The following is a 22,433-nucleotide window of genomic DNA, read 5'->3' as shown; positions in this document are numbered from 1 at the left end:
TAACATCACAAGCGATGTGGTCGTGCGCGATAACATCGGCAACTTTCCCAAACATCAAATCCAAGTAGAGGACGTGACAGCTGAATTTTCATGATGGAAGAACTTAGTTCACTCTAGCAGGCGATACGCCTGGGCTGCAGAAAACCAGAACTTTAGTGTTTCCTATGTAACCACTTGGAGCCGCAATTACAACGCTCGTGGCCCTACCGCTGTTCCCAAGGCCCCGGTACCGATCAAAAAAAAGGTTTCAACCTGGCATTTACTTTGTGTATCGGCAAATCCGTGACCACTTATGTAGCCTTTTTACTATGTCACTCTGAAACTGGCATTCGCTGCATCAAGGAAAACATGTGGTGAGGGCAGATAATGCTTGGACGTTTTACCGAAAAGTGTGGGTTTGTCTCTGATCTCACATGCTGTTTTGAGTGTGCCTCGCCAAATATTTCTGAGCGATTTTTTGGATGATGACAGGTTGGACTGACGCGCAGGGAAAAATCGGAATTTAGCGAGAAAACGGGTGTGGGTAACGCCTGAGACGCGCCGTCAAACGGATCGGCTGGGCGCCTCACCGACCTAGCCACGACCGATTTCGTCAAGCAATTCGGCTGTCGTCACCTGACGGCAGTAGCCTTTGATCGTTTGCAGGGAATTGTCGTGACGCTCTTGCGTGTAGGTCATGCAGGCATCCGTTACTTGGGTGACCAGATAGCCCAGATCACAGGCATCGCGAATTGCGCTTTCGACGCATTGATCGGTCACGATCCCTGCCAGCACCAATTGCTTTATGCCGAGATTGCGCAACACGTAATCTATGTGGGTCGAGACAAAGACTGAGGACGAAGATTTTGGAAACACGATCTCATCATCGGCTGGTGCCAGTTCGTCGATCACCTTGCCGTCCCAGGATCCTTTGGGCACGTTGAAGCCCGTGATTTTGTAATCCAGAGATCTGTCGCGCCCGTCTTTGGTCAGACTTTCAATCGTTGTGTAAAGAACCTCGATTCCCGCCGCGCGAAATCCCTTTTGCAAGGCTTGCATATTAGGTACGATACGGGATTTTAGCTGCTCAAAAAACCAGCCAAACTTTGCGTCAAACTCGGCATTTGTCAGCCCTTCGAATTCGGCACCATCCCTGTGGGCTGCAAAGTTCTGCACGTCAATAAACAGCAATCCCGATTGGTCATGTTCTAGTGGAAGATCGCGGGTCAATTCCATGTCTGTCTCTGCTTTCAAATGTTTGCCCAAGAGGTCTAATTTTATGAATGAGGGCGATCATGACGTCCATACTAAAAGAAAATAAAATTCCAAAGTCAATTCAATTTAGATTGACAGAAAATATTTTTCCACCACCATATAGCGCATGTTGATCAGAGACCGCATCGAAAACGCAGCCGATATGCTAACCAGCGGAGAGCGCAAACTTGCTGCAGCTATCCTGTCGGATTACCCATTTGCTGGCCTTTCCTCGATCCAGGAGCTGGCAAAACACGCCGAGGTGTCACCGCCTTCAATCTCACGGTTTGTTACCAAGATTGGACTTGATGGATATCAGGATTTCCAACGTGATCTTATCGCGGAATTGAAAGAAGGGCACCGCTCGCCGGTTCAACTCCACCAGGCGGAACGGCCCGTTCATGGGGGATATCTGAAGGACTTTATTTCCAAATCGGCCAGCCAGATGGCCATGGCGGCTGATGCGATCACCGAAGATCAGTTTAACCAGATCTGCACCCTTCTGACCGACCCGAAACGCAGCGTTTACGTGCTGGGTGGCCGGATCAGCGATACGATCGCCAAGCATCTTTCGTTCCACCTGCGTCAGATCCGCAAGGATGTGTTTCATCTGCCTGATACGCCTGAAGGCTGGCCAGAATATCTGTTGCGGATGCGGCCCGGGGATATCCTTTATGCTGTTGATTTTCGCCGCTACCAACCGGCGCTGGAGCAGCTGTCGCTTGTTGCCTCACGCGATCGGAATGCCCGTGTGATCCTGATGACGGACAAATGGATTTCACCGATTGCCAAACACGCCCATGAGGTCATGCCGGTGCCAATTGATAGCGGCACCTTGTGGGATACTTACTCAGCGGCTCTCTCGGTGACCGAGGCCATCGTGACGCGGATCGCCGAGGACAACTGGGATCAGACCCGAGACCGTATCAAGGCCTGGGATGCTTTGCGCTTTACTCAAGAGGAAAATGAAAAATGACCCTGCCGCTAATTTTTGCTGCCATATCCGATGTTGCCGGAAAGGTGCGCGGCAAAGCCTTTCCCGCTGATCAGTTGGAAAAACGGCTGGTGCGGGGGGTCGGCTGGACCCCTACCAATGTGCAGATCACCTGTTTCGACATAATCGCTGACAGCCCGTTCGGCGCGCTAGGTGATTTGCTTTTGATTCCCGATGCAAACGCAGAGGCCCGGGCGACATTTGGAGATGTGACCGAGCATTTCCTGATGGGCGATGTCGTCACGCTTGACGGGGATCCTTGGGCCTTTTGTACGCGCGCTATCCTCAAATCCGCGCTGAAGCGCCTGCATGATGTGGCGGGCATTCATCTGATCTCGGCGTTCGAGCACGAGTTTCAACTGAAAAGCCCACCGGCGGTGGAAAATCAGGGATACGGACGCGAAGGGTTCGAGATTCAGCGGAAGCTTTGCGAAGTGCTGATGGCGACACTCGCCGAAAACGGGCTTGAACCAGACAGTATCATGAAGGAATTTGGCCCCAATCAATACGAGGTCGTTATCGGCCCTGCCAAGGGTGTGCGCTCGGCAGATGAGGCGGTAATCCTGCGCGAGCTTACTCGCTCGGCAGCGCGTCATCTGGGTGAGGCCGCAACCTTTACGCCAATCCGCGATGTGGCGAGCGTCGGCAATGGCGTTCATATCCACATGAGCTTTGTCGACGATGCCGGCGAGCCGGTCACATTTGATGCAAGCGGCCCCTGCGGGATGTCCAGACTTACTGATGGGTTCGCTGCTGGCGTGCTAAAATACCTGCCTAACATTTTAGCGCTGACGGCACCGTCTGTCGTGTCATACGAACGCCTTACTCCGCACCGGTGGTCGGCTGCGTATAACAATCTCGGGTTCCGAGACCGCGAGGCCTCGTTGAGGGTCTGCCCTGTGACGGCAAAGGACCCCGCTTCAATCGCCAGACAATTCAACATTGAATACCGAGCGGCGGATGCAGCGGCGTCGCCTTACCTGGCTTTGGCCGCTGTTGTACATGCTGGTGTTCAGGGGATCGAAGATGGGCTGAAAGCGCCTGCGCCGACCGAGGAAGACCTGTCGCTTCTGTCAGCGGACGATCTCACGGCGCGTGGATTTGTGCGCCTGCCCGAAACGCTTGAGGCCGCCCTCGAGGCGTTTCAGGCGGATACGACAGTCACCGGTTGGTTTGGTCCAGATTTCGCGAGCGTCTACGCCGCCCATAAGGCTGCAGAAATCGACGCGGTAAAAGGCATGGACACAGCACAGAAATGCGCCGCGTATGAAGGAACATACTGATGAGCGCGCCCTCTGACAGAGCATTGGTTCCATTTGTCAGCGTCGAAAACATGCGGGCCCTGGTCCATAAGCATGGCCTACGGGACTGCCTTGCAGAATTGGCCAATATGATCGAAGCCGATTTCAAACGCTGGCCGGTATTTGACAAGACACCGCGCGTGGCGTCCCATTCTAAGGCGGGTGTGATTGAACTGATGCCAACCTCTGATGGTGTGGATCACACCTTCAAGTCCGCGAACGGGCACCGATCGAACACCAAGGTCGGCCTGCAAACCCTAACCGCCGTTGGTGTGCTGGCCTCTGTTGATACCGGCTATCCACAGCCCTTTTCTGAAATGACCCTTCTGACGGCGCTTCGCACGGTGGCAACATCGGCGATGGTGACGCGTATACTGGCCCCCAAATCAGCTAAAACCGCTGCGAGTATCGGCAACGGGATATTCTGATGCGCAATGACATTTCTGTAGAGTACCCAAAACAGACGCGCATCAAGGGCGATATCCAGCAACTCGACCCGGATCACGCGGTCAACGAACTGTGGCAGGTTCTAACCGGTTCTAAAAAGGGACGAACCTCCGAAGATCAGATCACGGTTTTTGATGGTGTTGGCTTTGTGGTCGAGGATTTCTCGGCCACGCGCTGGCTGCACCAAAAAGCGACTGACGGCGCCCCAAGCGAAATGCTGGATCTGTTTGCCGACCCGCACGACCCCAAGGATCTGCTCGGTATGATAAGACGATGCACACACCGTGCGGTCCAAGCTGCATGAATTTGTGTACTCATACCTTATTGGGGCCGAACGATCCTGCGCCGATTGACGTCGTTAATGCAGATAGCACGTCGGAGATCGTGCTGCTGTGTGAGCATGCAGGCAATGCAGTCCCCGAGATGCTTGGAGATTTGGGAGTCTCCCGCGACGTCATTGAAAGCCACCGCGGCTGGGACATTGGTGCTCAGGATGTAGCGCGCCAGTTGGCTGAACAGTTGAACGCGCCTCTCGTCGTCCAAAATTACTCACGGCTGGTATTTGACTGTAACCGTCCCCCTGACAGCCCCTTGGCGGTCCCTGCGATCAGCGACCAGGTTGAGGTGCCGGGGAACAGCGCGATCACCGAATTGAGCCGGGCCATGCGTGTCGATGAAATCTTTCGACCTATGGATGCAGAGTTGAATCGGCTCTTTGCCAACCGTCCGCGTCGTGCCGCGTTTTCGATCCATTCCTTTACACCGCATCTCGATGGCAAGGACCGGCCTTGGCAGGCAGGCTTTTTAAGCCGCGGAACAGGCGGTGCTGCCAAAGCATTGATGGCACATATCGCGCAGCGCCGCCCTGACATGGCCTTTGCGTTGAACAAGCCCTATCAGATCGAAACTGAGGGCGATTGGTTTATTCCAGCGCATGCAGAACCCCGTGAGCTCGTGCATTGCCTGATTGAAATTCGAAACGATCAAATCCGCGAACAATCGCAAGTCGGGCTGTGGGCGGATCTGCTGGCAGACGCAATCCTTACAGCAGTAGGGGACATTCCCTCATGAGCATCGTCCCCCTTCATACACATCCCGGACGCTTGCGGGCGTCCAACTTGCTCCGGACGGCGGCGGCGGTTGCTGTGCTGCTGGCTGTGGTGCTTGGGCTGACGTTGATTTTTGGACGCACTGGCGAGCGGATTGCTGTACAGATGTGTGTCAATGTGGTCGCTGTAGTGGCCCTTGCGGTTTATTGCGGCAACACGGGCATTGTGTCTTTCGGGCATGGCGCGTTTTTGGCGCTAGGCGCTTATCTGTCAGGCATTCTCACCATGCCTGCTGCTCTTCAACGTTCTGCCCTGCCGGATCTTCCGTCATTTCTGGCAGGCCATGAAGTAACGATCTGGGTGTCGCTGCCGGTGGTCGCCCTTGCGGGACTTGCCTTTGCAGCCCTAACCGGAAGCGCCATCGCTCGGCTTGTGGGTGCGTCTGCCACGATTGCCACGCTTGGCCTGCTGATCATCGCCCATGGCGTGGCCATCGCCGCACGCGAGATCACACGCGGCAGCCAGACGTTTTACGGTGTGCCAAGGGTGACAGACCTGGTTCTGGCCCTCGGCGCGGCCACGGGTGCAATCCTGCTGGCCCGTTGGTATCGCGAAAGCCGTTTGGGTCTGTTTTCCCGCGCGGCCCGTGACGATGAGGATGCCGCAACAGCACTTGGCATCAATGCCCGACGCACAAGATTCATCGCTTGGTGTGCCTCTGGTACCATGGCGACAGTCGCGGGTGCACTTTATGGGCATATGCTGGGGGCATTTTCACCCGCATCCTTCTACCTTGGGCTCGTCTTTGCGCAGGTGGTCATGATGATTGTCGGTGGAATGTCATCGGTTGGCGGCGCAGTGGTCGGGGTGATCGCGGTGACGCTGCTGCAGGACACTGTGCGCCAGTTCGAAGGCGGCTCAACTGTGCTTGGCGTCACCTTGCCCGAGGTCTTTGGCCTGACGACGATTGTCCTGGGGCTTGCCATCCTGCTGGTGATCTGGGCGCGACCTCAGGGTCTGGTCGGAGGCTTTGAACTTGGCCCTGGCGCCGATGCAAATCTGCTCGGGCGCCTGAAGCCCCGAGTAACTCCTGCGCGCACCCCCGAGTCCGTCGTCCCAGCCACGCTGAAAGCATCAAACCTGTCAAAAAGTTTCGCAGGCGTCAAAGCCGTAAGAGACGTCAGTTTCGAAGCTCCGACTGGGCGCATCACTGGCCTGATTGGCCCCAACGGTGCTGGCAAGTCCACGCTTGTTAACTTGCTGACACGCGCCTATCAGGCGGACACCGGTTCTGCGCATATGGGCGAGGTTGATCTGACCCGTGTCTCGCATCACAAAGTGCCAGGCTTTGGTGTCTCGCGTAGCTTCCAGAACTTGCGCCTGTTCAGCGGTCTGACAGCCTACGAAAATGTTCTTGTTGCCGCTTTGGCCGCAGGTCACGACCGCAAGACTGCCGCGGCTATCACCCTGCGTGAACTGGATGCCTTTGATCTTGGGGAAGTCGCCGGGTATCGCGCCGACAGCCTGCCATATGGTGCCCGCAAGCGCCTGGAAATCGCCCGCGCTTTGGCACAAGACCCGAAGATTCTTTTACTGGATGAACCGGCCGCTGGCATGAATCCCGGCGAAACAGATGACCTGGCTGATCGGCTGATTAAGGTCGGCAAAACACGCGGCATCGGTGTCCTTCTGATCGATCATGACCTGAGGTTCGTGAACCGCCTGTCGGACTGGATCGTGGTGATGCACCAAGGTGGCGTCATCGCGCAAGGCACGCCTGAAGACGTGCGCGCAAATCCCAAAGTCATCGAGGCTTACATCGGCAAAGGGCGCACAGCCCAAAAAGCAGAAATTAGCGAAACCAACCGAAGTCAACCAACAGAGGTAGCAATAAAATGATACGTAATGCCCTTCTTCTTTCAACAGCAGTTATCACCGGCCTGGCTGGAACAGCGATGGCTGAGAGTTATAAAATCGGCGTAATGTCCGCGCAATCGGGCTATCTGGCCCCCTATGATGGACCCGCCTATGCCGGGTTCCAGTTCTGCATTGACGAAATGAACGCCAAGGGGGGCCTGAACGGCACAACACCGGTTGAGCTGATCGTGCGCGACACCCGGTCTGACATCGCCGAAGGCGTTAAAGTCGTACAGGAAATGATCGATGACGGCGCGCAGTTCATCGTGGCGTCAGCCGATGCCGATCCGACAATCGCCGCGGCCCAGATCACAGCGGCTGACAGCATCCCAACAATGACCTTTGCCGGAACAGCCCCGGTTCTGACGCAAGTCGGTGAACATGTCTTTGGCAGTTACCCTGCGGACAACCAACAGGCCGCCGTACTGGCAGGCCACGCACGCGAGCAAGGGTTCGAACGTGTCTGGCTCGTGAAATCCCCAGACAGTGCCTACACATTGGGTGGGCCCGAGTACTTTGGCGAGGCCTTCACATCGCTTGGTGGTGCCGTTGTCGGGGAAAGCAACTATTCGCTGAACCAGCCGGACTTTTCTGCCATCGTGACGACCATCAAGAATGCGGATACCACCCCGGATGTGATCGTCACATGGGCTTGGGAGCCTGATTTCCCGGCCTTCATCCGTGCGCTGCGCGGTGCCGGGGTTGATACCCAGGTGATGGGAGGTGACGTACTCGATTCACCAACCGTACGCGGCCTTGGTGATGTCGTCACAGGCGTAGCGCATACATCTGGTGGCTTCCCAGACGAAGGCTCTGCCTATGCCGATTTCATCGCTCGGTTCTCTGCTGCAAAGGGGATCACGCCTGACAACAATTACTACGTCAATGGCTGCGATATTGCGCATATGATCGAGGATGCTGTCGCAGCGGCTGGCACGACAGACCCTGCTGCCGTGACTGCCGCAATGGCCGGCATTGAGAATGGTGAGGGTATCATGTCCAACTTCACTTTCGCGGGGACCGACCGGATGCCTCTGCGTGATGTTGTGGTCGCGCGGATTACCGATGCAGGCGAAAAAGAGTTTGTCCTGCGCACCTCAGCTGATCCCGCAATCCTGCCACAGCCGTAAGGTCTGAACCCAATGGAAACAGCACTCGATATCCAAGGCTTGCACGTCCGCTATGGCCCAATCCGCGCGGTTCAGGGCATTGACCTGATCGTCCCCAAAGGCGGCATAACGGCGCTTTTAGGGGCCAATGGCGCAGGCAAGACAACGACGGTCATGGCCATCGCAGGTGCTTTGCCCGTGGTATCGGGCGCTGTTTCCCTTTTTGGCAAGGATATGACAGGGGCCAAACCCGACGCCATTGTGCGGGCGGGTGTGGCCATCTCACCGGAAGGACGCCGCGTGTTTGCGCAGCTGACGGTCGAAGAAAATCTTTTGCTGGCCGGATCAATTCTGGGCGACGAGAAGCTCAGCGCCAAACGTTTGGCCGAGATGAAAGAGCGTTTCCCGATCCTGGGCGAACGCCGCCGTCAGATGGCGGGGCTTTTGTCGGGGGGCGAACAACAGATGCTGGCGGTGGGACGTGCCTTGATGAGCGGACCGCGCTTGCTGTTGCTGGACGAACCGTCGCTTGGTCTTGCGCCGCAGGTCGTGGATCAGATTTTCGACATCGTAGAAGAATTGAAAGCCGACGGTATTTCAGTGCTTCTGGTCGAGCAAAACGCGGCTCTTGCCCTGGACATTGCCGATCATGCCGTGGTGCTGGCGAATGGCGCTGTTGCCGCTGCCGGTGCACCATCGGAACTAGCAAATGACGCGGTCTTGCAATCCGCATATCTGGCGGCTTGAGCGATGGAAGTTCTTCTTCAACAAATGATCAACGCGCTTAGCCTTGGGGGAATTTATGCGATGCTGGCCCTGGGGCTGGCGATTGTGTTCTCTATTGTGCGGTTGATCAATTTCGCGCATGGCGAAATCATGACTTTTGGGGGCTATGGCATCTTTCTGGCCATGAGCTTTGGCCTGCCGCCGATCGCCGCTCTTGTTGTCGGGCTTGGCGCTTCTGTGTTCATGGCCATGGCAATGGAGCGTACAGCGTTTCGCGCCATGCGCGGCGCGGATGTCGTTGCACTTTTGATCACATCTTTCGCGGTATCCGAGATCCTCAAAGTTCTGTTCCAGAACGGAATTTCCGCCAGACCCGTCCCGATCTCTTTTCCAGCGTCATGGTCTGGCACGTATCATATCGGCCAGACGACATTTGGCATTATCCCGACCGTATCAATCATCGTAACATTTTCAGCCCTTGCAGGCCTGACATTCGTGTTGCGGCGCACAACGATTGGCATGGCCATGCGCGCCGCTGCCGAAGATATCGAGATGCTCAAACTGCTGGGTATCAAGGCCAACCGGGTCGTTGCTGTGGCTTTTGCCCTGTCAGGGCTACTTGCGGGTATTGCCGCTGTCATCTGGACGGCACAACGCGGGTCAGTGGATCCACTGATGGGATTTTTCCCCGTTCTCAAGGCCTTCATTGCGACCGTACTTGGGGGTTTGGGCAGCTTGGGCGGCGCTGTCCTTGGTGGGTTCATCGTCGGCGGGCTGGAGGTTCTGCTACAGGCTTTCCTGCCAGACAGTCTGGCCCCATACCGGGATGCAATGGTTCTGGCCTCAGTCATCTTGCTGCTGCTGTTGCGCCCGGATGGCCTCCTTCCAGCTGCGAATGCCAACAGATCGTAAGGTGCGGTGTTGGCGCAAAGTTCATCACTAGCTCGGATTGTTGCCCTCAGAGCGCGATGACAGACAAAGAGTGTGCAAACCGGATTCTGCGGAAATTGAATCTAACTTCCAAAATCAGACATTGGCGCAGCCGGCGCTGAATTGGGCTGCGCCGCTCTGCCGTTCTTTGACCAAATACCGACAAAAGTCCGCAATAGATCAGAATTTCTCGATGTTACCGCCAATATTGCATGACCCGCTGGCTCGAAAAGATTCTGGGAAGCTGTCGGCGGCTCAAAGTTGCGCGTCGTTCCACAAATTCCAGAGCGTCAGTGAGGTAAAGTTAGTCCTTCACCAGCGCTCCAAGGCCTAATGTTTTTCAGCTAGAAAGCTCAGTTCTGCACAGCTTGTCTGATCGAACACATGAGCCTCTGGATTTCGACTGGCCACGCCCGGCAAGTGCAGATCCAAAGATCGTATCGCTTCAATGCCTCGCCTGTATCAAGGAACAAGATGGACAATGACCAATGTTACAGGGGCCTCTGTTATGAATGTTCTTCCGCAGCCGTGGCTGCCAACGCGCGGTTATAGGCCTTTAGCGCATCAATATGGTAGAGCGTACCGACTGGCGTCTCAGCTCCGTCATCACCGCTCACCACCACCGGTATGCAGAGGATTTCGTCTCGGTCGAAGAACGGCATCGCCGCCTCAAGCGTAGCGCTTGCTTGAACAAAAAGACCCTGATCAATCAAAACCTGTGCTTCTTCCCGGGTGATTGAACGTGCATCGCCAAGCGGTCGCATCACTGCGCCTGCGCGCAACATCGCCAGAAGATAGGCCTGTGGCCCCGCGGCCAGATGCACATTGCGCCGTTCCAGTTGGGTCAGGAAGAAGGATCGATCCACGAGGCGCGAAGCCAGCGCCGTGGACATTGAAACCGACACCATCACCGCCAGACCGATCTGCCAATCTCCGGTCAGTTCAAAGACAATCATCGTGGTCGAAATCGGGGCACCAAGCACGGCAGCGGCCACCGCGCCCATCCCGGCAAATGCGTAGAGGGTATGGGTACCCGATACATCGGGCAGCAAACCCGTTGCAATCAACCCGAATGCCAACCCGGTTAACGCACCTATCATCAGAGAGGGTGAAAACACACCGCCACCCATACGTCCCCCCATCGTGATCGCAACAGCCACAGTTTTGATGATTGCGAACAGAATGGCAGTTGTCAGAACCAGATCTCCGGCCAGAGCCCGGATCGTGGTTTCGTATCCAACGCCAATGATGTGAGGGAACCAGATCGCGATAAGGCCCAGCATGGCGCCCGACACAGCGGGGCGCAGCCATCCGGGCAAGGAAAGCCGGCTTTGAATGTGATTGCCAATATCTTCTGCAAAGAAGATCGACCGCATCAGAAGCAAGGCCACCAACCCGCAGATCAACCCAAGGATCAGAAACGCGGGCAGCTCGACATAGAATTGCAGGGATCCGGGCGTATCCAGCGTGAATTCGGTCACGTCGCCGTATTCCAGCCGGTTAATCACCGTCCCGGCGACCGAAGCGATAACGATGGGCGCAAAAGCATGCACCGCGAAATGGCGCAGCACCACCTCAAGCGCGAACAAAGCACCGGCAATGGGTGAGTTGAAACTGGCCGAAACTGCCGCCGCCACCGCACATCCCAGCAAATCACGCCCGGTAATTCCGTCGGCATGGATACGATTACTGACCCAGGTCGAGATCACGCCTGCCATATGCACAACCGGCCCTTCTCGACCCGTAGATCCACCTGTGCTCAGCGTAATCAGCGAGGAGAAAAAAGACGCGATACCCGCCTTGCCTTCGACCCGACCATCGGTGAGGGCAGCGCCTTCGATTACATCGGCAACTGAACGCACGCGCCCGTCATCGGTATACCGGTGCAGGATGATGCCAACGATAAGACCGCCGATGATCGGTGTGATCAGGATCAGGAACCACGGCAGCTTTTCCACATGGCTGTGCAGTAACGAGATATCCCCGGTGTCGTAGACATAGGCCTGCAATGCCTGAATTGCCTTACGAAATCCCAATGCCATAAAGCCTGCGGCAATCCCAATCGCCAGCGCGATGAACCAGAACTGAATTTGGCTGGGCCCGCGCCTGCGCATCACCCGCCACGCGTCCTTCATCGCGGCCAGAGCCTGATTGAGCTGGTTGCGCAGAACGGTGCGGGTTGACTGGGTCATTTGCCCTCGGGGGATCAGGATACACCCCTTACTAAGCCACGGAGGGCACGGATAAAAGCCGGATCGCGCGTCTGTGAGGGCCTATGCGTCCAGAAGAGCACGGGCAGCGGCACGCGCTTCGTCCGTGATCGTGTCACCGGCGACCATCCTGGCAATTTCGTCCACCCGGTCGGCTTGGGCCAATGGAACCACGGTCGACAGGGTTTGCCCGTCGGTCACATGTTTCTGAACACGCCAGTGATAGGCGGCACGGGCGGCGACCTGCGGCGAATGCGTCACAACCAACACCTGCCCCCCCTGCGCGAGCGCAGCCAGACGCCTGCCAACAGCATCCGCGGTCGCGCCGCCAACACCCCTGTCGATCTCATCAAAGATCATCGTGCGCGCGCTGTCATCGCCGGTCAGACAGACCTTGAGCGCCAGCAAGAAGCGGCTCAGTTCACCGCCCGAGGCGATTTTGTTTAACGGTCCAGACGGTGCACCGGGGTTGGTGGCAACGGTGAACGCCACAGCATCCGCACCTTCGGGGCCGGGATCGGACGGGGTGATCTCGGTCTGGAACACAGCGCGTTCCATTTTCAGCGGTGCAAGCTCGGCCATCACAGCGGTGTCAAGTTCACCCGCTGCCCGTTGGCGCAGGCTGCTGAGTGCCTCCGCAGCCTTGTGATAAACTGCCTGCGCAGTCTCAACCGCAACGCGCCTGTCGGCCAGATCAGCGTCACCAGCATCCAAACGGTTCAGCCGCTCACGCAAAGTCTCCGCGAACCCGCCCAAGTCGTCCGGGGCAACGTCATGCTTTCGGGCCAACGCACGAATGGCGAAAAGCCGTTCCTCGACTGCCTCCAGTTCAGCCGGATTGAAGTCCAGCACCTGAAGACTGGCATTAACGCCATCTTGCGCCTCGCCCAATTCGACCAGTGCACGCCCCAGTGCGGCAACAGGCTCTTCCAACTGCCCGCCCGCATTATCGGACACGCCTTCCAACCAGCGCAGAGCATCAGACATCGCGCCCTCGGCCCCATCACTGCCAAGCAAGTCATAGGCACGGGCGACGTCATCGCGAATCCGCTCTGCCCCCTGCATCATGCGGCGCCTTGCATCCAGTTCGGCATCCTCGCCGGGCTGCGGATCAAGCTTATCAAGCTCAGTGACCGCATGGCGCAGAAATTCTTCCTCTGCCCGTATGGCAGCCAAGGCAGATTCGACCTCAGACAAAAGCTTGCGCGCGCGCGACATCTCGGACCATGCAGAGCGCACAGTGGCCAGTTGCCCCCCTGCCCCGGCAAAATCATCCAGCATCGCGCGGTGGCCCCGCGGGTTCAGCAGGCCGCGATCATCGTGCTGGCCATGCAGTTCCACCAGGGTTTCCGACAAGGCCCGCAGCACCTCGCCCGAGCAACGCCGGTCATTGACCCATGCGGTTTTCCGACCCTCGGCTGTGTTCACGCGGCGCAGGATCAGCTCTTCACCTCCGGGCAATCCGGCTTCGGCCAAAATCGCATGTGCGGGGTGGTTTTCGTGCAGCTCGAACTCGGCCATAACTTCACCCTGAGCGGCCCCCTGACGCACCAGCTCTGCCCGCCCGCGCCAGCCCAGAACGAACCCAAGCGAATCCAGTAGGATCGACTTGCCCGCGCCGGTCTCGCCGGTCAACGCGTTCAATCCCGGCTGGAACGTCAGTTCCAACCGGTCGATGATCAGCATATCGCGGATATCAAGGGCGCGCAGCATCGGGTCTCAGCGTCCCACGCCTTTAGCCATGGCGATTACAACCACTGACCTTTGACGGTCTGGCGATAAATCGTGCTGAGCCAGTTGTTGCCGCGGCTTTTGAGTTTCAGCCCGCGAGAGGTCAGCAGCTTATAGCCAGCGTCATACCATTCCGAGGATTGGTAGTTGTAACCCAGAATTGCACCGGCCGATTGCGCCTCATCCACCAGACCCAACGAGAGATAGGCCTCGATCAGGCGATAGAGCGCTTCGGCGGTATGCGAAGTTGTCTGAAAATCCTCTACCACAACGCGGAACCGGTTGATCGCGGCAGTATAGTGATCCTGACGCAGATAATAACGTCCGATCTCCATTTCTTTGCCAGCCAGATGGTCAAAGGCCAGATCGAATTTCAACACGGCGGAGGTGGCATATTCGCTGTCCGGATAGACCTCGATCACCGTGCGCAATGACTGAAGCGCCTGGAACGTCAGGCCCTGATCGCGGCCCACCTCGTCAATCTGGTCATAATAGCTGAGTGCCAACAGATATTGGGCATAGGCCGCATCTTCGTCAGTTGGGTAGAAATCTATATAGCGCTGTGCTGCTGCACGGCTTTCTTCGTAATTCTCATCTGCGTGGTACGAAAACGCCTGCATGATCAGCGCGCGCTTTGCCCAGTCAGAGTAAGGGTAAAGACGTTCAACCTCAGAGAAGTACCACGCAGCATCGTCGGAACGATTCTCTGACAGCTCAAATTCCCCACGCGTGAAAATCTGTTCGGGGGTGAACCCTTCTAGGTTCTGATTGCGGTCAGCGCCCCCGCTGTTGCACGCTGTCAAAACTGCTGTCAGAAGTACCGCCCCTGCGAATCTGACCGCCGCTTTGGTGCCTATCATTCCGCCAATCCTTGTCGTCTTGCTTAATGGGAATACCCCGGTTTGGGCCTTGGTCTAGCACATAAAATTCCAGTGCAAAACGCCTTAGTAGGCCCTTTGGCGGATTTGTCAGCAGAGTGGAACCAATCAGGCGACTTCGGGGATTTCGTCCCAGACCAGACCCTGCCCGGGCAGACGCGCGGCCTGTTCGGGGGTACACAGGATCGGACGCACAGCACCGGGCGTTTCAAACAGCTTGCGCAGCAGCGTGTTTGTCATCGCATGACCAGACTTGTCGCCGGTGAAATGACCCAGAATCGGTCCACCCGCCAAATACAAGTCACCCAGAGCATCTAGCATCTTGTGACGCACTGCCTCGTCTGCGTGGCGAAGGCCACCCGGGGTCAGAACTTCGTCGCCCTGAACGACCACAGCATTTTCAAGCGTGCCGCCAAGAGCCAAGCCGTTCTCGCGCATCGCTTCGACGTCGGTACGACGGCAAAATGTCCGGCAATCACTAAGCTCGCGTGCAAAAGAGCCATTGCACATATCCAGCGTCTTAGTCTGACGACCAATGGCGCTGTCTTCAAAATCGATATGAAAATCGATAATCAAACCGTCCGCAGGCGCAATCGAAGCACTGGCACCCTCACGGGTTGCGGTCACAGGTTTAAGAACCTCATAGGCCAGGACCGGGCTTGCCTGACGACGCACGCCTTTCAACATGATGCCACGAACGAATTCAATCGAAGACCCGTCCATGATCGGCACCTCGGGGCCATCAATCTCGATTAGCGCATTGTGGACACCGCATCCAGCCAAAGCTGCCATGATATGCTCGACGGTGGAAACCGTAACGCCCGCTTCATTGACCAGTCGGGTACAAAGCGGGGTACGATCGACCACATCGTAGATTGCAGGGATCAACGCATTGCCCAGCTCGATATCCGTCCGTTTGAACCAGATGCCGTGGCCAGCAGCAGCCGGCTTCAGGATCATCGTCGCAGGCTTACCGCTGTGCAGCCCTAGGCCTGTAAACGTGATCGGAGATTTGAGCGTATGTTGCAAGTGTGACCTCGGTGAGTGGCGTCCGACCTGTGATGGCCGTGTTGGCATTCAACTAAGGAAGCAGGTCAAAAGGCTCAACTCACTCTTTGCAACCGAATGAAACATGAATGTGACAGGTCGGCAAAACCCTGCTCACATAGGGATAATGCACTGTTTTAAAATAATAAAGGGCCGCCAAATGGCAGCCCCTCTTTAGTATATTGTTACCGCGATCAGTTGGCTTGACGGCGAAGGAAGGCCGGTATTTCGATCCGATCCTGCTCCGGGTCGTCCTCGACATGTGCAGGTGCCGTAGCGTCAGATTGGCGCAATACCGGCTGCTGGCGGGCCGGTTGCTGCGCCGGAGTATCGGCTGCGTGGCCGGTCATGCGATCAATCAGGCGGTTAAAACCAAATCGCGGGCGGTCGGCATCCCCATGATTATCGGAGACCTCCTGCGGTCGAGGCGCAGGATGACCTCTTTCAGCCGGAGGTACATTCTGGACGGCTGCCTGCAAGCGCCTCAGCGCTTCAGGTGACGGCGATCCTGCGGGTGCTTGCGGCTGAGGTGCGACAAAGCTTTCTGGGGCGTATTCGACTGGCTCGGGAGTCGGCTCGAATTCGGCCACGCGCGGCTGATAGGCCGGGGGTGGCAGGCCGTCATCATCCTGTTCTGCGCGCGGTTGGAACTGCGGTTCCATCGGCTCTTCAGTTGTTTCAAACAGCGAAGGTTCACGCGTTGGTTCGGGCTGAGGTTCAGGTTCGGCGCTTGCCGCCACTGACATTTCTTCCAGGGCCGCTTCCTCTGCAGAAACCGAACGGGTCAGCGGTGCCGACATCGAACGACGCGCGACAGGCACATCATCCTGCTTTTCGCTGGCGTCGATACCTGTTGCCACAACCGAAACGCGCATGCCGCCTTCCATTGCGGTATCCAGCGTGGAGCCGACGATGATATTCGCCTCTGGGTCCACTTCCTCACGGATACGGTTTGCGGCTTCGTCCAGTTCGAACAGGGTCAGGTCGTGGCTGCCAGTGATGTTGATCAGAACGCCCTTGGCGCCCTTGAGGCTGATTTCGTCCAACAGCGGGTTGGCGATGGCCTTCTCGGCGGCCTGTACGGCGCGATCTTCGCCGGTGGCTTCGCCCGTGCCCATCATCGCCTTGCCCATCTCGTCCATAACGGCGCGAACATCCGCGAAGTCGAGGTTGATCAGGCCCGGACGCACCATCAGGTCGGTCACGCCTTTGACACCCTGATACAGAACGTCATCCGCCATCGAAAACGCCTCGGTAAACGTGGTCTTTTCGTTGGCCAGACGGAACAGGTTCTGGTTTGGAATGATGATCAGCGTGTCGACTACGCGCTGCAAGGCTTCAACACCGTCTTCGGCCTGACGCATCCGCTTGGCGCCTTCGAACTGGAAAGGCTTGGTCACAACACCGACGGTCAAAACACCCAATTCACGCGCTGCCTGCGCGATGATCGGTGCGGCACCCGTGCCGGTGCCACCACCCATACCGGCCGTGATGAAGCACATATGCGCGCCTGCCAGATGGTCTACAATCTGCTCGATGCTTTCTTCGGCCGCTGCCGCACCCACCGTCGGACGCGCGCCCGCACCCAGACCTTCGGTGACTTTCACGCCCAGTTGAACTCGTGACGAAGACTGGCTTTGCTGCAGCGCCTGGGCATCGGTGTTGGCAACGACAAAATCGACACCGTCCAACTGTTTTTCAATCATGTTGTTGACGGCGTTACCGCCCGCTCCGCCAACGCCAAAAACTGTAATCCGAGGCTTCAGCTCGTCGTGCCCGGGCATCGAAAGATTCAATGTCATGCTTCTGTCCGCCTGTTTATATAACCCGCCAACGCGGTGTTTTTCTTACCTATCCACTAACAATCCTACCGATCCAAACGGCAAACGTCACGCCAAAAATCGCGAAAATCCACAAAATATGGAGAAAATAAGGCACCTGGAAACAGTATTTGGCAGAGATTGCCAGATGTTGCGGAATTATCTCAAAGCACCACAAAACATGCGACGCTCGCGCCACTGCTGACGGGCGCGTCACTTGCAATTTATTCACATTCTGTCTGCGGAAAACTGCTCAAGCCCTCTCGCAAGGCCTCTGACGGGCCCTGTGGATATCTTGCGGGATTTTGACAGCCCCTGCAAGATATTTCTTTAGCTAATTGGGGCACTTGGGCAGTTAAGACCTTTCTCAGAAATGTCCCTGACCTCTTGAATTTCTGTCCTGGAGAAACCGACCATTCGCACCATCAACTGGTCTTCATACAAAAACGGCCACCAGCAAACTGGCAGACCATCCTCGTCATCGTCGTACAGAAAGCAAATCTGCCCATTAGGAGTTGTAATTTTCCCGTACACACAACCCTTGCCCTCCATACGCCAGACCGAGAGAGTCGGGCTCAGGAACTCTTCGGTGCCGACCAGCATACCGCTGTCATAGACGTGAAACTTTACGGTCTTTCCTTGAACGGCCCCCAGGAAGGCTTCGGGTGTGATACGGGTCTGAGCCTCTATCGCTGACGGCACAGCCATGACCAGCGCCGCGATCGCGGCCTTACCAGTTGTCACGGAACCACCGCACAGCGCGCTTGAACGGGCGTGCGGAATAGGTGTCTACGGGGATTTCAAAATCCCACCATTCATCCTGTGGGTTGGCTGCAAACAGGCTTAGCCCCACAACCGAAGAGAACCCCGGCCCCGTGGCCGATTGCGGCAACCCATGGACCCGCAGCGGGCGACCAAGGCGAACACGTTGCCCCAGAATACGAGAGGCCAACCCGTCGAGCCCCATAATCTGACTGCCGCCACCGGTCAGCACGATCTGCTGGCTGGGCATATGCTCAAACCCGGCAGCATCCAGCCGGACACGCACTTCTTCCAGAATTTCTTCGACACGCGGGCGCATGATGCCGATCAGCTCGGCCCGGCTGACCGTACGACGGTCATGTTCCCAATCACCGGTATCCCCTCCGATGTCGATCAGGTCACGATCATCCGCGCCGGTCGCGTGAACGCCGCCATTGAAGGTCTTGATCCGCTCGGCCACAGAGGCCGGAACGCCCAGCCCCATCGAGATGTCACTGGTCACGTGATCCCCACCCATGCGCACGCAATCGGCATAGATCATGTGTTTCTTCATGAAGATTGACACGCTGGTGGTGCCACCGCCCATGTCGATACAGGCCGCACCCAGTTCCTGTTCATCCTCAACCAGCGCCGAGATGCCCGAGACATAGGCCGAATTCGCGATACCGGCCAATTCCAGATCACAGCGTTTAATACAGCGCACGATGTTTTGGATCGAGACCGCGTCCACGGTCAGCATGTGCATATCGACGGCCAGCGATTGCCCCATCTGACCCCTTGGGTCAATCAGGCCCGATCGGTTATCCAGCGCAAAATTCACCGGCTGAGCATGTAGGACTTCGCGGCCCGCACCATAGTCGGGCACGTCACAGGCATTCAGAACCCGGCCGACTTCGGCCTCGGTGACAAGCTGGCCTTCCAGATCCACCTGGGCATCCAAACCATAGGACCGCGGGTTTGCCCCCGAGAAACAGGCGATCACATGGTCGACCCGGATATCTGCCATTTTCTGCGCGGCCTGAAGCGCGGTGCGAATGGCGCGCTCGGTCTCCTGCATCGCAGTGACTTCGCCAAACTGAACCCCACGCGATCGCGTGGTCGCGGCACCGATCACCCGAAACCCGGATTGTCCGGCCAGAGACCCGATGCCACTGTCCTCGTGCAAACGCCCGGCGCCGTCGAACCGCAGCACAAGGCAGGAAATCTTTGAGCTCCCGACATCCAGAATAGCGACAACGCCGCGTTGCATCGCCTGCCTGCGCATTTGCCGCATGGCCCGTTGGGACTGATAAAGATCGGTCATCATTGTCGTTACTGCCCACTACTCACATTTACTTTTGTATTCCACCAGTCTTCGCTGGCGGCTTTGGTCATTCGGATTGTCGGTCGCTGACCCAGGCGCATATCCACTACGGCCACATCGCGTTCCAGAAGATCCTGAACCTCGTTCACGGCCAACACGCGTTCCAATGCGCGCACTGGCCGTTCTGTCGGCAACATGATGCGCTGACCGCGATCCAGAACCAGATCCCAGCGACGTTCGCCAATTCGCACCAGACCGCGCACCCGATTGCCAAGACTGCTGGCTGTGGCCGTCAGTTGAAGCGCTTCGGGTACATAGGAATCCGCGCCCTCACCCGCGATCAGTGGCAGATTGGAGTGATCCTGCCGCGATGCGATGATTTCAACATGCGCGCCAGTTTCATCCAGCAATTCGACCCCTCGGCGGGTACGCCAGACAATGGCGGGCTGCCGTTCGACAACATCCACCTGCAGGATACCTCCTGGACGGATGCGCACAGAGGCTGATTTAACCGGATCCAATCCTGTGATCGTTTCGCGCATCTGTTCGACATCCAGGTCCCAGGAACTGATTGGGAAGTCCAGCGGCACCACTTCACGAATGTCTTCCGAAAGGTTGGTTCCCGCCCCATCAATCGCCATCAGGTTGACCATGAATTCTGGTCGCTGCTGGATCGAGATTTTCACATCATGGACATGAGCCACAATCGCTTCGCGCCGGTCCTGAGAGCTGAAATACCCGCCAAGCGCAGCACACACAGCGAAGACCGGCAGCCCGTATTTCAGGCCACGGCGAACACCAGGCGTCAACATCCAGCGCTGTAACCGATAGCTTAGGCGAGACGGCGCCGGATCAAACGCCGATGACTTACGCCCCCAAAGCCGCCGCAGGCGGAACTTGGGTTCTACATTGTTGCGGTCCCCCGAAGCGAAATCGGCATCCGGACCAGCAAGTGGCTTTGACCGGTGGATAACCGGCGCACGGGTGGCTGTCAGCGGTCGCATGATGCGTCCTCCACCATCCATGCGCAAAACTGGCCAAAGGTTATCCCGCAGTGCGCGCCCTGTTCCGGAGCCAGTGACGTAGGCGTCATTCCTGGCTGGGTGTTGGTTTCCAGCAGGAACAAGCCCTCTGCGCCCTTGCTGTCATCCCACCGAAAATCTGTGCGGCTGACGCCTTTGCACCCCAACAGATCATGCGCCTGTTTGGCAAAGCCCATACAAAGGTCAAAAATGTCCTGCGGGATTTCAGCAGGCAGTACATGCCACGACCCGCCCGGCTTATACTTGGCATCATAATCGTACCAGCCGTCGGTCATGATCTCGGTCACGGTCAGGGCGCGGTCGCCCATGACGGTGACGGTCAATTCACGGCCAGCCACATATTGCTCGACCATTACCAGCTCGGGCATGTCGTCTGCCAGATTCGGTGGAGTGTTGGCGCCCTCATGCACCAGATAAATGCCGACGCTGGAACCCTCGTTGTTGGGCTTGACCACATAGGGCGGTTCCATCGTGTGACGCGCGGCAACTTCGGATTTGGCCTCGATCACACTTTCGGCGACTGGCAGACCCGCGATACGGAACGCTGCTTTGCTGCGCTGCTTGTCCATGGCCAACGCCGAAGCCAGCACACCCGAATGGGTATAGGGAATACGCAACCACTCCAGCAGACCCTGCACGCAGCCATCCTCGCCCCAGCGACCATGCAGAGCGTTGAAGACCACATCCGGCTTGATATCCAAAAGGCGCGCACAGAGGTCCGGACCTGCGTCCAGTTCGACCACTTCAAAGCCTTCTCCCCTTAGGGCGGCTGCGCATTCGCGCCCAGAGCTGAGAGACACCTCACGTTCCGCCGAGGGTCCACCCATCAATACCGCCACTTTGGGGTTTGTCCTGCTCGAACTACCCACGTCGTGCGCCTCAAATCCTGCGGACCTTATGTGGTGGTCCGTCCTGCTTTATGCCTTTGATCCGTCGCCCTATTTTGCCTGTTTTGGGTCTGACGGTCGGAGCTTTAATCTGTCAGCGGATCACCGACCCGCATGATTTCCCACTCTAGCGTGATGCCGCTTGTTTCGTAAACCTTTTTTCGCACATCTTCGCCCAACCCTTCGAGGTCGGCAGCGGTGGCAGAGCCGGTGTTGATCAGAAAATTGGGATGCTTGGGGCTCATCTGCGCTCCGCCCCGCATCACGCCCCGCATTCCCGCGTCGTCGATCACCTTCCAGGCCTTGAGGTCATGCACATCATCTGCGCGGCCCGTCGAGGAAAACCCGGCCGGATTGCGGAAGGTCGAGCCCGCGCTGCGATCTTTGGTCGGCTGGGTCTCATCCCGCTTTTTCAACTGCGAGTCCATGCGGGCATGCAGTTCATCAGGATCATCTAGGGGGCCTTCGAACGTGGCCGAGATCAGCACCGCACCCTCAGGCAGATCCGACTGACGATAGCGAAAATTCAGTTCTTCGGGCGTCAGATCGACGACCTGCCCTTGCCGCGTAATGATCGTCGCCTTGCACAGAACATCCGCCGTATAGCTGCCATAACATCCCGCATTCATCCGCACAGCGCCGCCAATCGACCCCGGAATGGTTCGCAAAAACGTCAGGTCCACGCCCGCATCAGCTGCCTTGCGCGCCACATGCGCATCCAGCGCTGCCGCGCCTGCGGTGACAATGTTGCCCTCAATCGAGATGCCATTAAATCCCCGGCCCAACCGGATCACTACGGCGCGCAGCCCACCGTCCCGGACGATCAGGTTTGAGCCGACGCCCATCGGGAAAACCGTGATATCGTCAGGCAAGTCGCGCAGAAACTGCTGCAGGTCTTCCTGGTCGGCGGGTTGAAAGAGGTAATCCGCCGGTCCTCCGACCCGCAACCAGGTCAGATCATTCAGCGGGCGGTTCTGGGTGAGCTTGCCGCGTGGCGAGGGAACAGAAGTCATGGCCGCTAATTCGCGGATTCGAACCGCCAAAGC

18 protein-coding genes and 1 pseudogene are annotated in these 22,433 nt (G+C 57.4%); 8 read left to right on the top strand and 11 right to left on the bottom strand.

All coding sequences use genetic code 11. The annotated features are described in order from the left end of the window. Positions 1–573 precede the first annotated feature (573 nt). Positions 574–1,215: a cysteine hydrolase family protein gene (locus tag AC2FH2_RS09585; RefSeq protein ID WP_496701675.1), complete on the bottom strand. Its 642-nt coding sequence runs from the start codon at positions 1,213–1,215 to the stop codon at positions 574–576. Between the two features lie 145 nt (positions 1,216–1,360). On the opposite strand from AC2FH2_RS09585, the gene AC2FH2_RS09580 reads away from it, so the two are divergent. The 8 genes and pseudogenes from AC2FH2_RS09580 (at position 1,361) to AC2FH2_RS09545 (ending at position 9,688) form a co-directional block, all read left to right on the top strand. Continuing rightward, positions 1,361–2,209 (top strand): MurR/RpiR family transcriptional regulator, encoded by an 849-nt coding sequence (locus tag AC2FH2_RS09580; protein ID WP_496690886.1) that lies wholly within the window; start codon positions 1,361–1,363, stop codon positions 2,207–2,209. Further along, positions 2,206–3,510, top strand: a complete 1,305-nt coding sequence (locus AC2FH2_RS09575) for a glutamine synthetase family protein (protein ID WP_496708784.1) — start codon at positions 2,206–2,208, stop codon at positions 3,508–3,510. The genes AC2FH2_RS09580 and AC2FH2_RS09575 overlap by 4 nt, the downstream gene beginning before the upstream one ends. Then, positions 3,510–4,279 (top strand): annotated as a pseudogene (locus AC2FH2_RS09570) (Rossmann-fold NAD(P)-binding domain-containing protein). The gene AC2FH2_RS09575 and the pseudogene AC2FH2_RS09570 overlap by 1 nt, the downstream one beginning before the upstream one ends. Further along, positions 4,276–5,046: an N-formylglutamate amidohydrolase gene (locus AC2FH2_RS09565; RefSeq protein WP_185956628.1), complete on the top strand. Its 771-nt coding sequence runs from the start codon at positions 4,276–4,278 to the stop codon at positions 5,044–5,046. Before AC2FH2_RS09570 ends, AC2FH2_RS09565 begins: the two are co-directional and overlap by 4 nt. Then, entirely contained in the window at positions 5,043–6,923 is a 1,881-nt protein-coding gene (locus AC2FH2_RS09560) for a branched-chain amino acid ABC transporter ATP-binding protein/permease (protein ID WP_496677580.1), read from the top strand. The genes AC2FH2_RS09565 and AC2FH2_RS09560 overlap by 4 nt, the downstream gene beginning before the upstream one ends. Then, the gene (locus AC2FH2_RS09555) at positions 6,920–8,071 is read left to right on the top strand and encodes an ABC transporter substrate-binding protein (protein WP_142635012.1); all 1,152 of its coding nucleotides are present in this window, start codon (positions 6,920–6,922) and stop codon (positions 8,069–8,071) included. The genes AC2FH2_RS09560 and AC2FH2_RS09555 overlap by 4 nt, the downstream gene beginning before the upstream one ends. 12 nt (positions 8,072–8,083) lie before the next feature. Continuing rightward, positions 8,084–8,797 (top strand): ABC transporter ATP-binding protein, encoded by a 714-nt coding sequence (locus tag AC2FH2_RS09550; RefSeq protein ID WP_142635014.1) that lies wholly within the window; start codon positions 8,084–8,086, stop codon positions 8,795–8,797. A gap of 3 nt (positions 8,798–8,800) precedes the next feature. Then, positions 8,801–9,688 carry a branched-chain amino acid ABC transporter permease gene (locus tag AC2FH2_RS09545; RefSeq protein WP_142635016.1) on the top strand — a complete coding sequence of 296 codons (888 nt, stop codon included), beginning with the start codon at positions 8,801–8,803 and terminating at the stop codon, positions 9,686–9,688. A gap of 524 nt (positions 9,689–10,212) precedes the next feature. Here the strand turns inward: AC2FH2_RS09545 and AC2FH2_RS09540 are convergent. The 10 genes from AC2FH2_RS09540 to murB all read right to left on the bottom strand — a co-directional run bounded on the left by AC2FH2_RS09540 (position 10,213) and on the right by murB (position 22,400). Then, positions 10,213–11,898 (bottom strand): chloride channel protein, encoded by a 1,686-nt coding sequence (locus AC2FH2_RS09540; RefSeq protein ID WP_281972772.1) that lies wholly within the window; start codon positions 11,896–11,898, stop codon positions 10,213–10,215. Positions 11,899–11,979: 81 nt separating this feature from the next. Continuing rightward, entirely contained in the window at positions 11,980–13,629 is a 1,650-nt protein-coding gene (gene recN, locus AC2FH2_RS09535; RefSeq protein ID WP_496823389.1) for a DNA repair protein RecN, read from the bottom strand. Positions 13,630–13,664: 35 nt separating this feature from the next. Then, positions 13,665–14,507 carry an outer membrane protein assembly factor BamD gene (locus AC2FH2_RS09530; protein ID WP_142635022.1) on the bottom strand — a complete coding sequence of 281 codons (843 nt, stop codon included), beginning with the start codon at positions 14,505–14,507 and terminating at the stop codon, positions 13,665–13,667. A gap of 126 nt (positions 14,508–14,633) precedes the next feature. Further along, positions 14,634–15,554 carry a UDP-3-O-acyl-N-acetylglucosamine deacetylase gene (gene lpxC, locus AC2FH2_RS09525; RefSeq protein WP_185956629.1) on the bottom strand — a complete coding sequence of 307 codons (921 nt, stop codon included), beginning with the start codon at positions 15,552–15,554 and terminating at the stop codon, positions 14,634–14,636. A gap of 212 nt (positions 15,555–15,766) precedes the next feature. Continuing rightward, entirely contained in the window at positions 15,767–17,374 is a 1,608-nt protein-coding gene (gene ftsZ / locus AC2FH2_RS09520; RefSeq protein WP_271950278.1) for a cell division protein FtsZ, read from the bottom strand. Positions 17,375–17,722: 348 nt separating this feature from the next. Then, a complete protein-coding gene (locus tag AC2FH2_RS09515; protein WP_271950279.1) occupies positions 17,723–18,136 on the bottom strand; it encodes a hypothetical protein in 414 nt (137 codons plus the stop codon). Continuing rightward, positions 18,123–19,457, bottom strand: coding sequence for a cell division protein FtsA (gene ftsA / locus AC2FH2_RS09510; protein WP_496696066.1), 1,335 nt, complete (start codon positions 19,455–19,457; stop codon positions 18,123–18,125). The genes AC2FH2_RS09515 and ftsA overlap by 14 nt, the downstream gene beginning before the upstream one ends. A gap of 8 nt (positions 19,458–19,465) precedes the next feature. Beyond that, positions 19,466–20,461 (bottom strand): cell division protein FtsQ/DivIB, encoded by a 996-nt coding sequence (locus AC2FH2_RS09505; protein ID WP_496823388.1) that lies wholly within the window; start codon positions 20,459–20,461, stop codon positions 19,466–19,468. Beyond that, positions 20,449–21,369, bottom strand: coding sequence for a D-alanine--D-alanine ligase (locus AC2FH2_RS09500; RefSeq protein ID WP_496823387.1), 921 nt, complete (start codon positions 21,367–21,369; stop codon positions 20,449–20,451). The genes AC2FH2_RS09505 and AC2FH2_RS09500 overlap by 13 nt, the downstream gene beginning before the upstream one ends. Positions 21,370–21,473: 104 nt before the next feature. Next, positions 21,474–22,400, bottom strand: a complete 927-nt coding sequence (murB, locus tag AC2FH2_RS09495; protein ID WP_496743197.1) for a UDP-N-acetylmuramate dehydrogenase — start codon at positions 22,398–22,400, stop codon at positions 21,474–21,476. Between the last annotated feature and the right edge of the window lie 33 nt (positions 22,401–22,433).

The sequence above is a fragment of the Ruegeria sp. YTSA105 genome (assembly GCF_059610225.1).
Note: the sequence above shows the minus strand (reverse complement) of the source record. Positions and strands in the feature narration are given on the sequence as shown.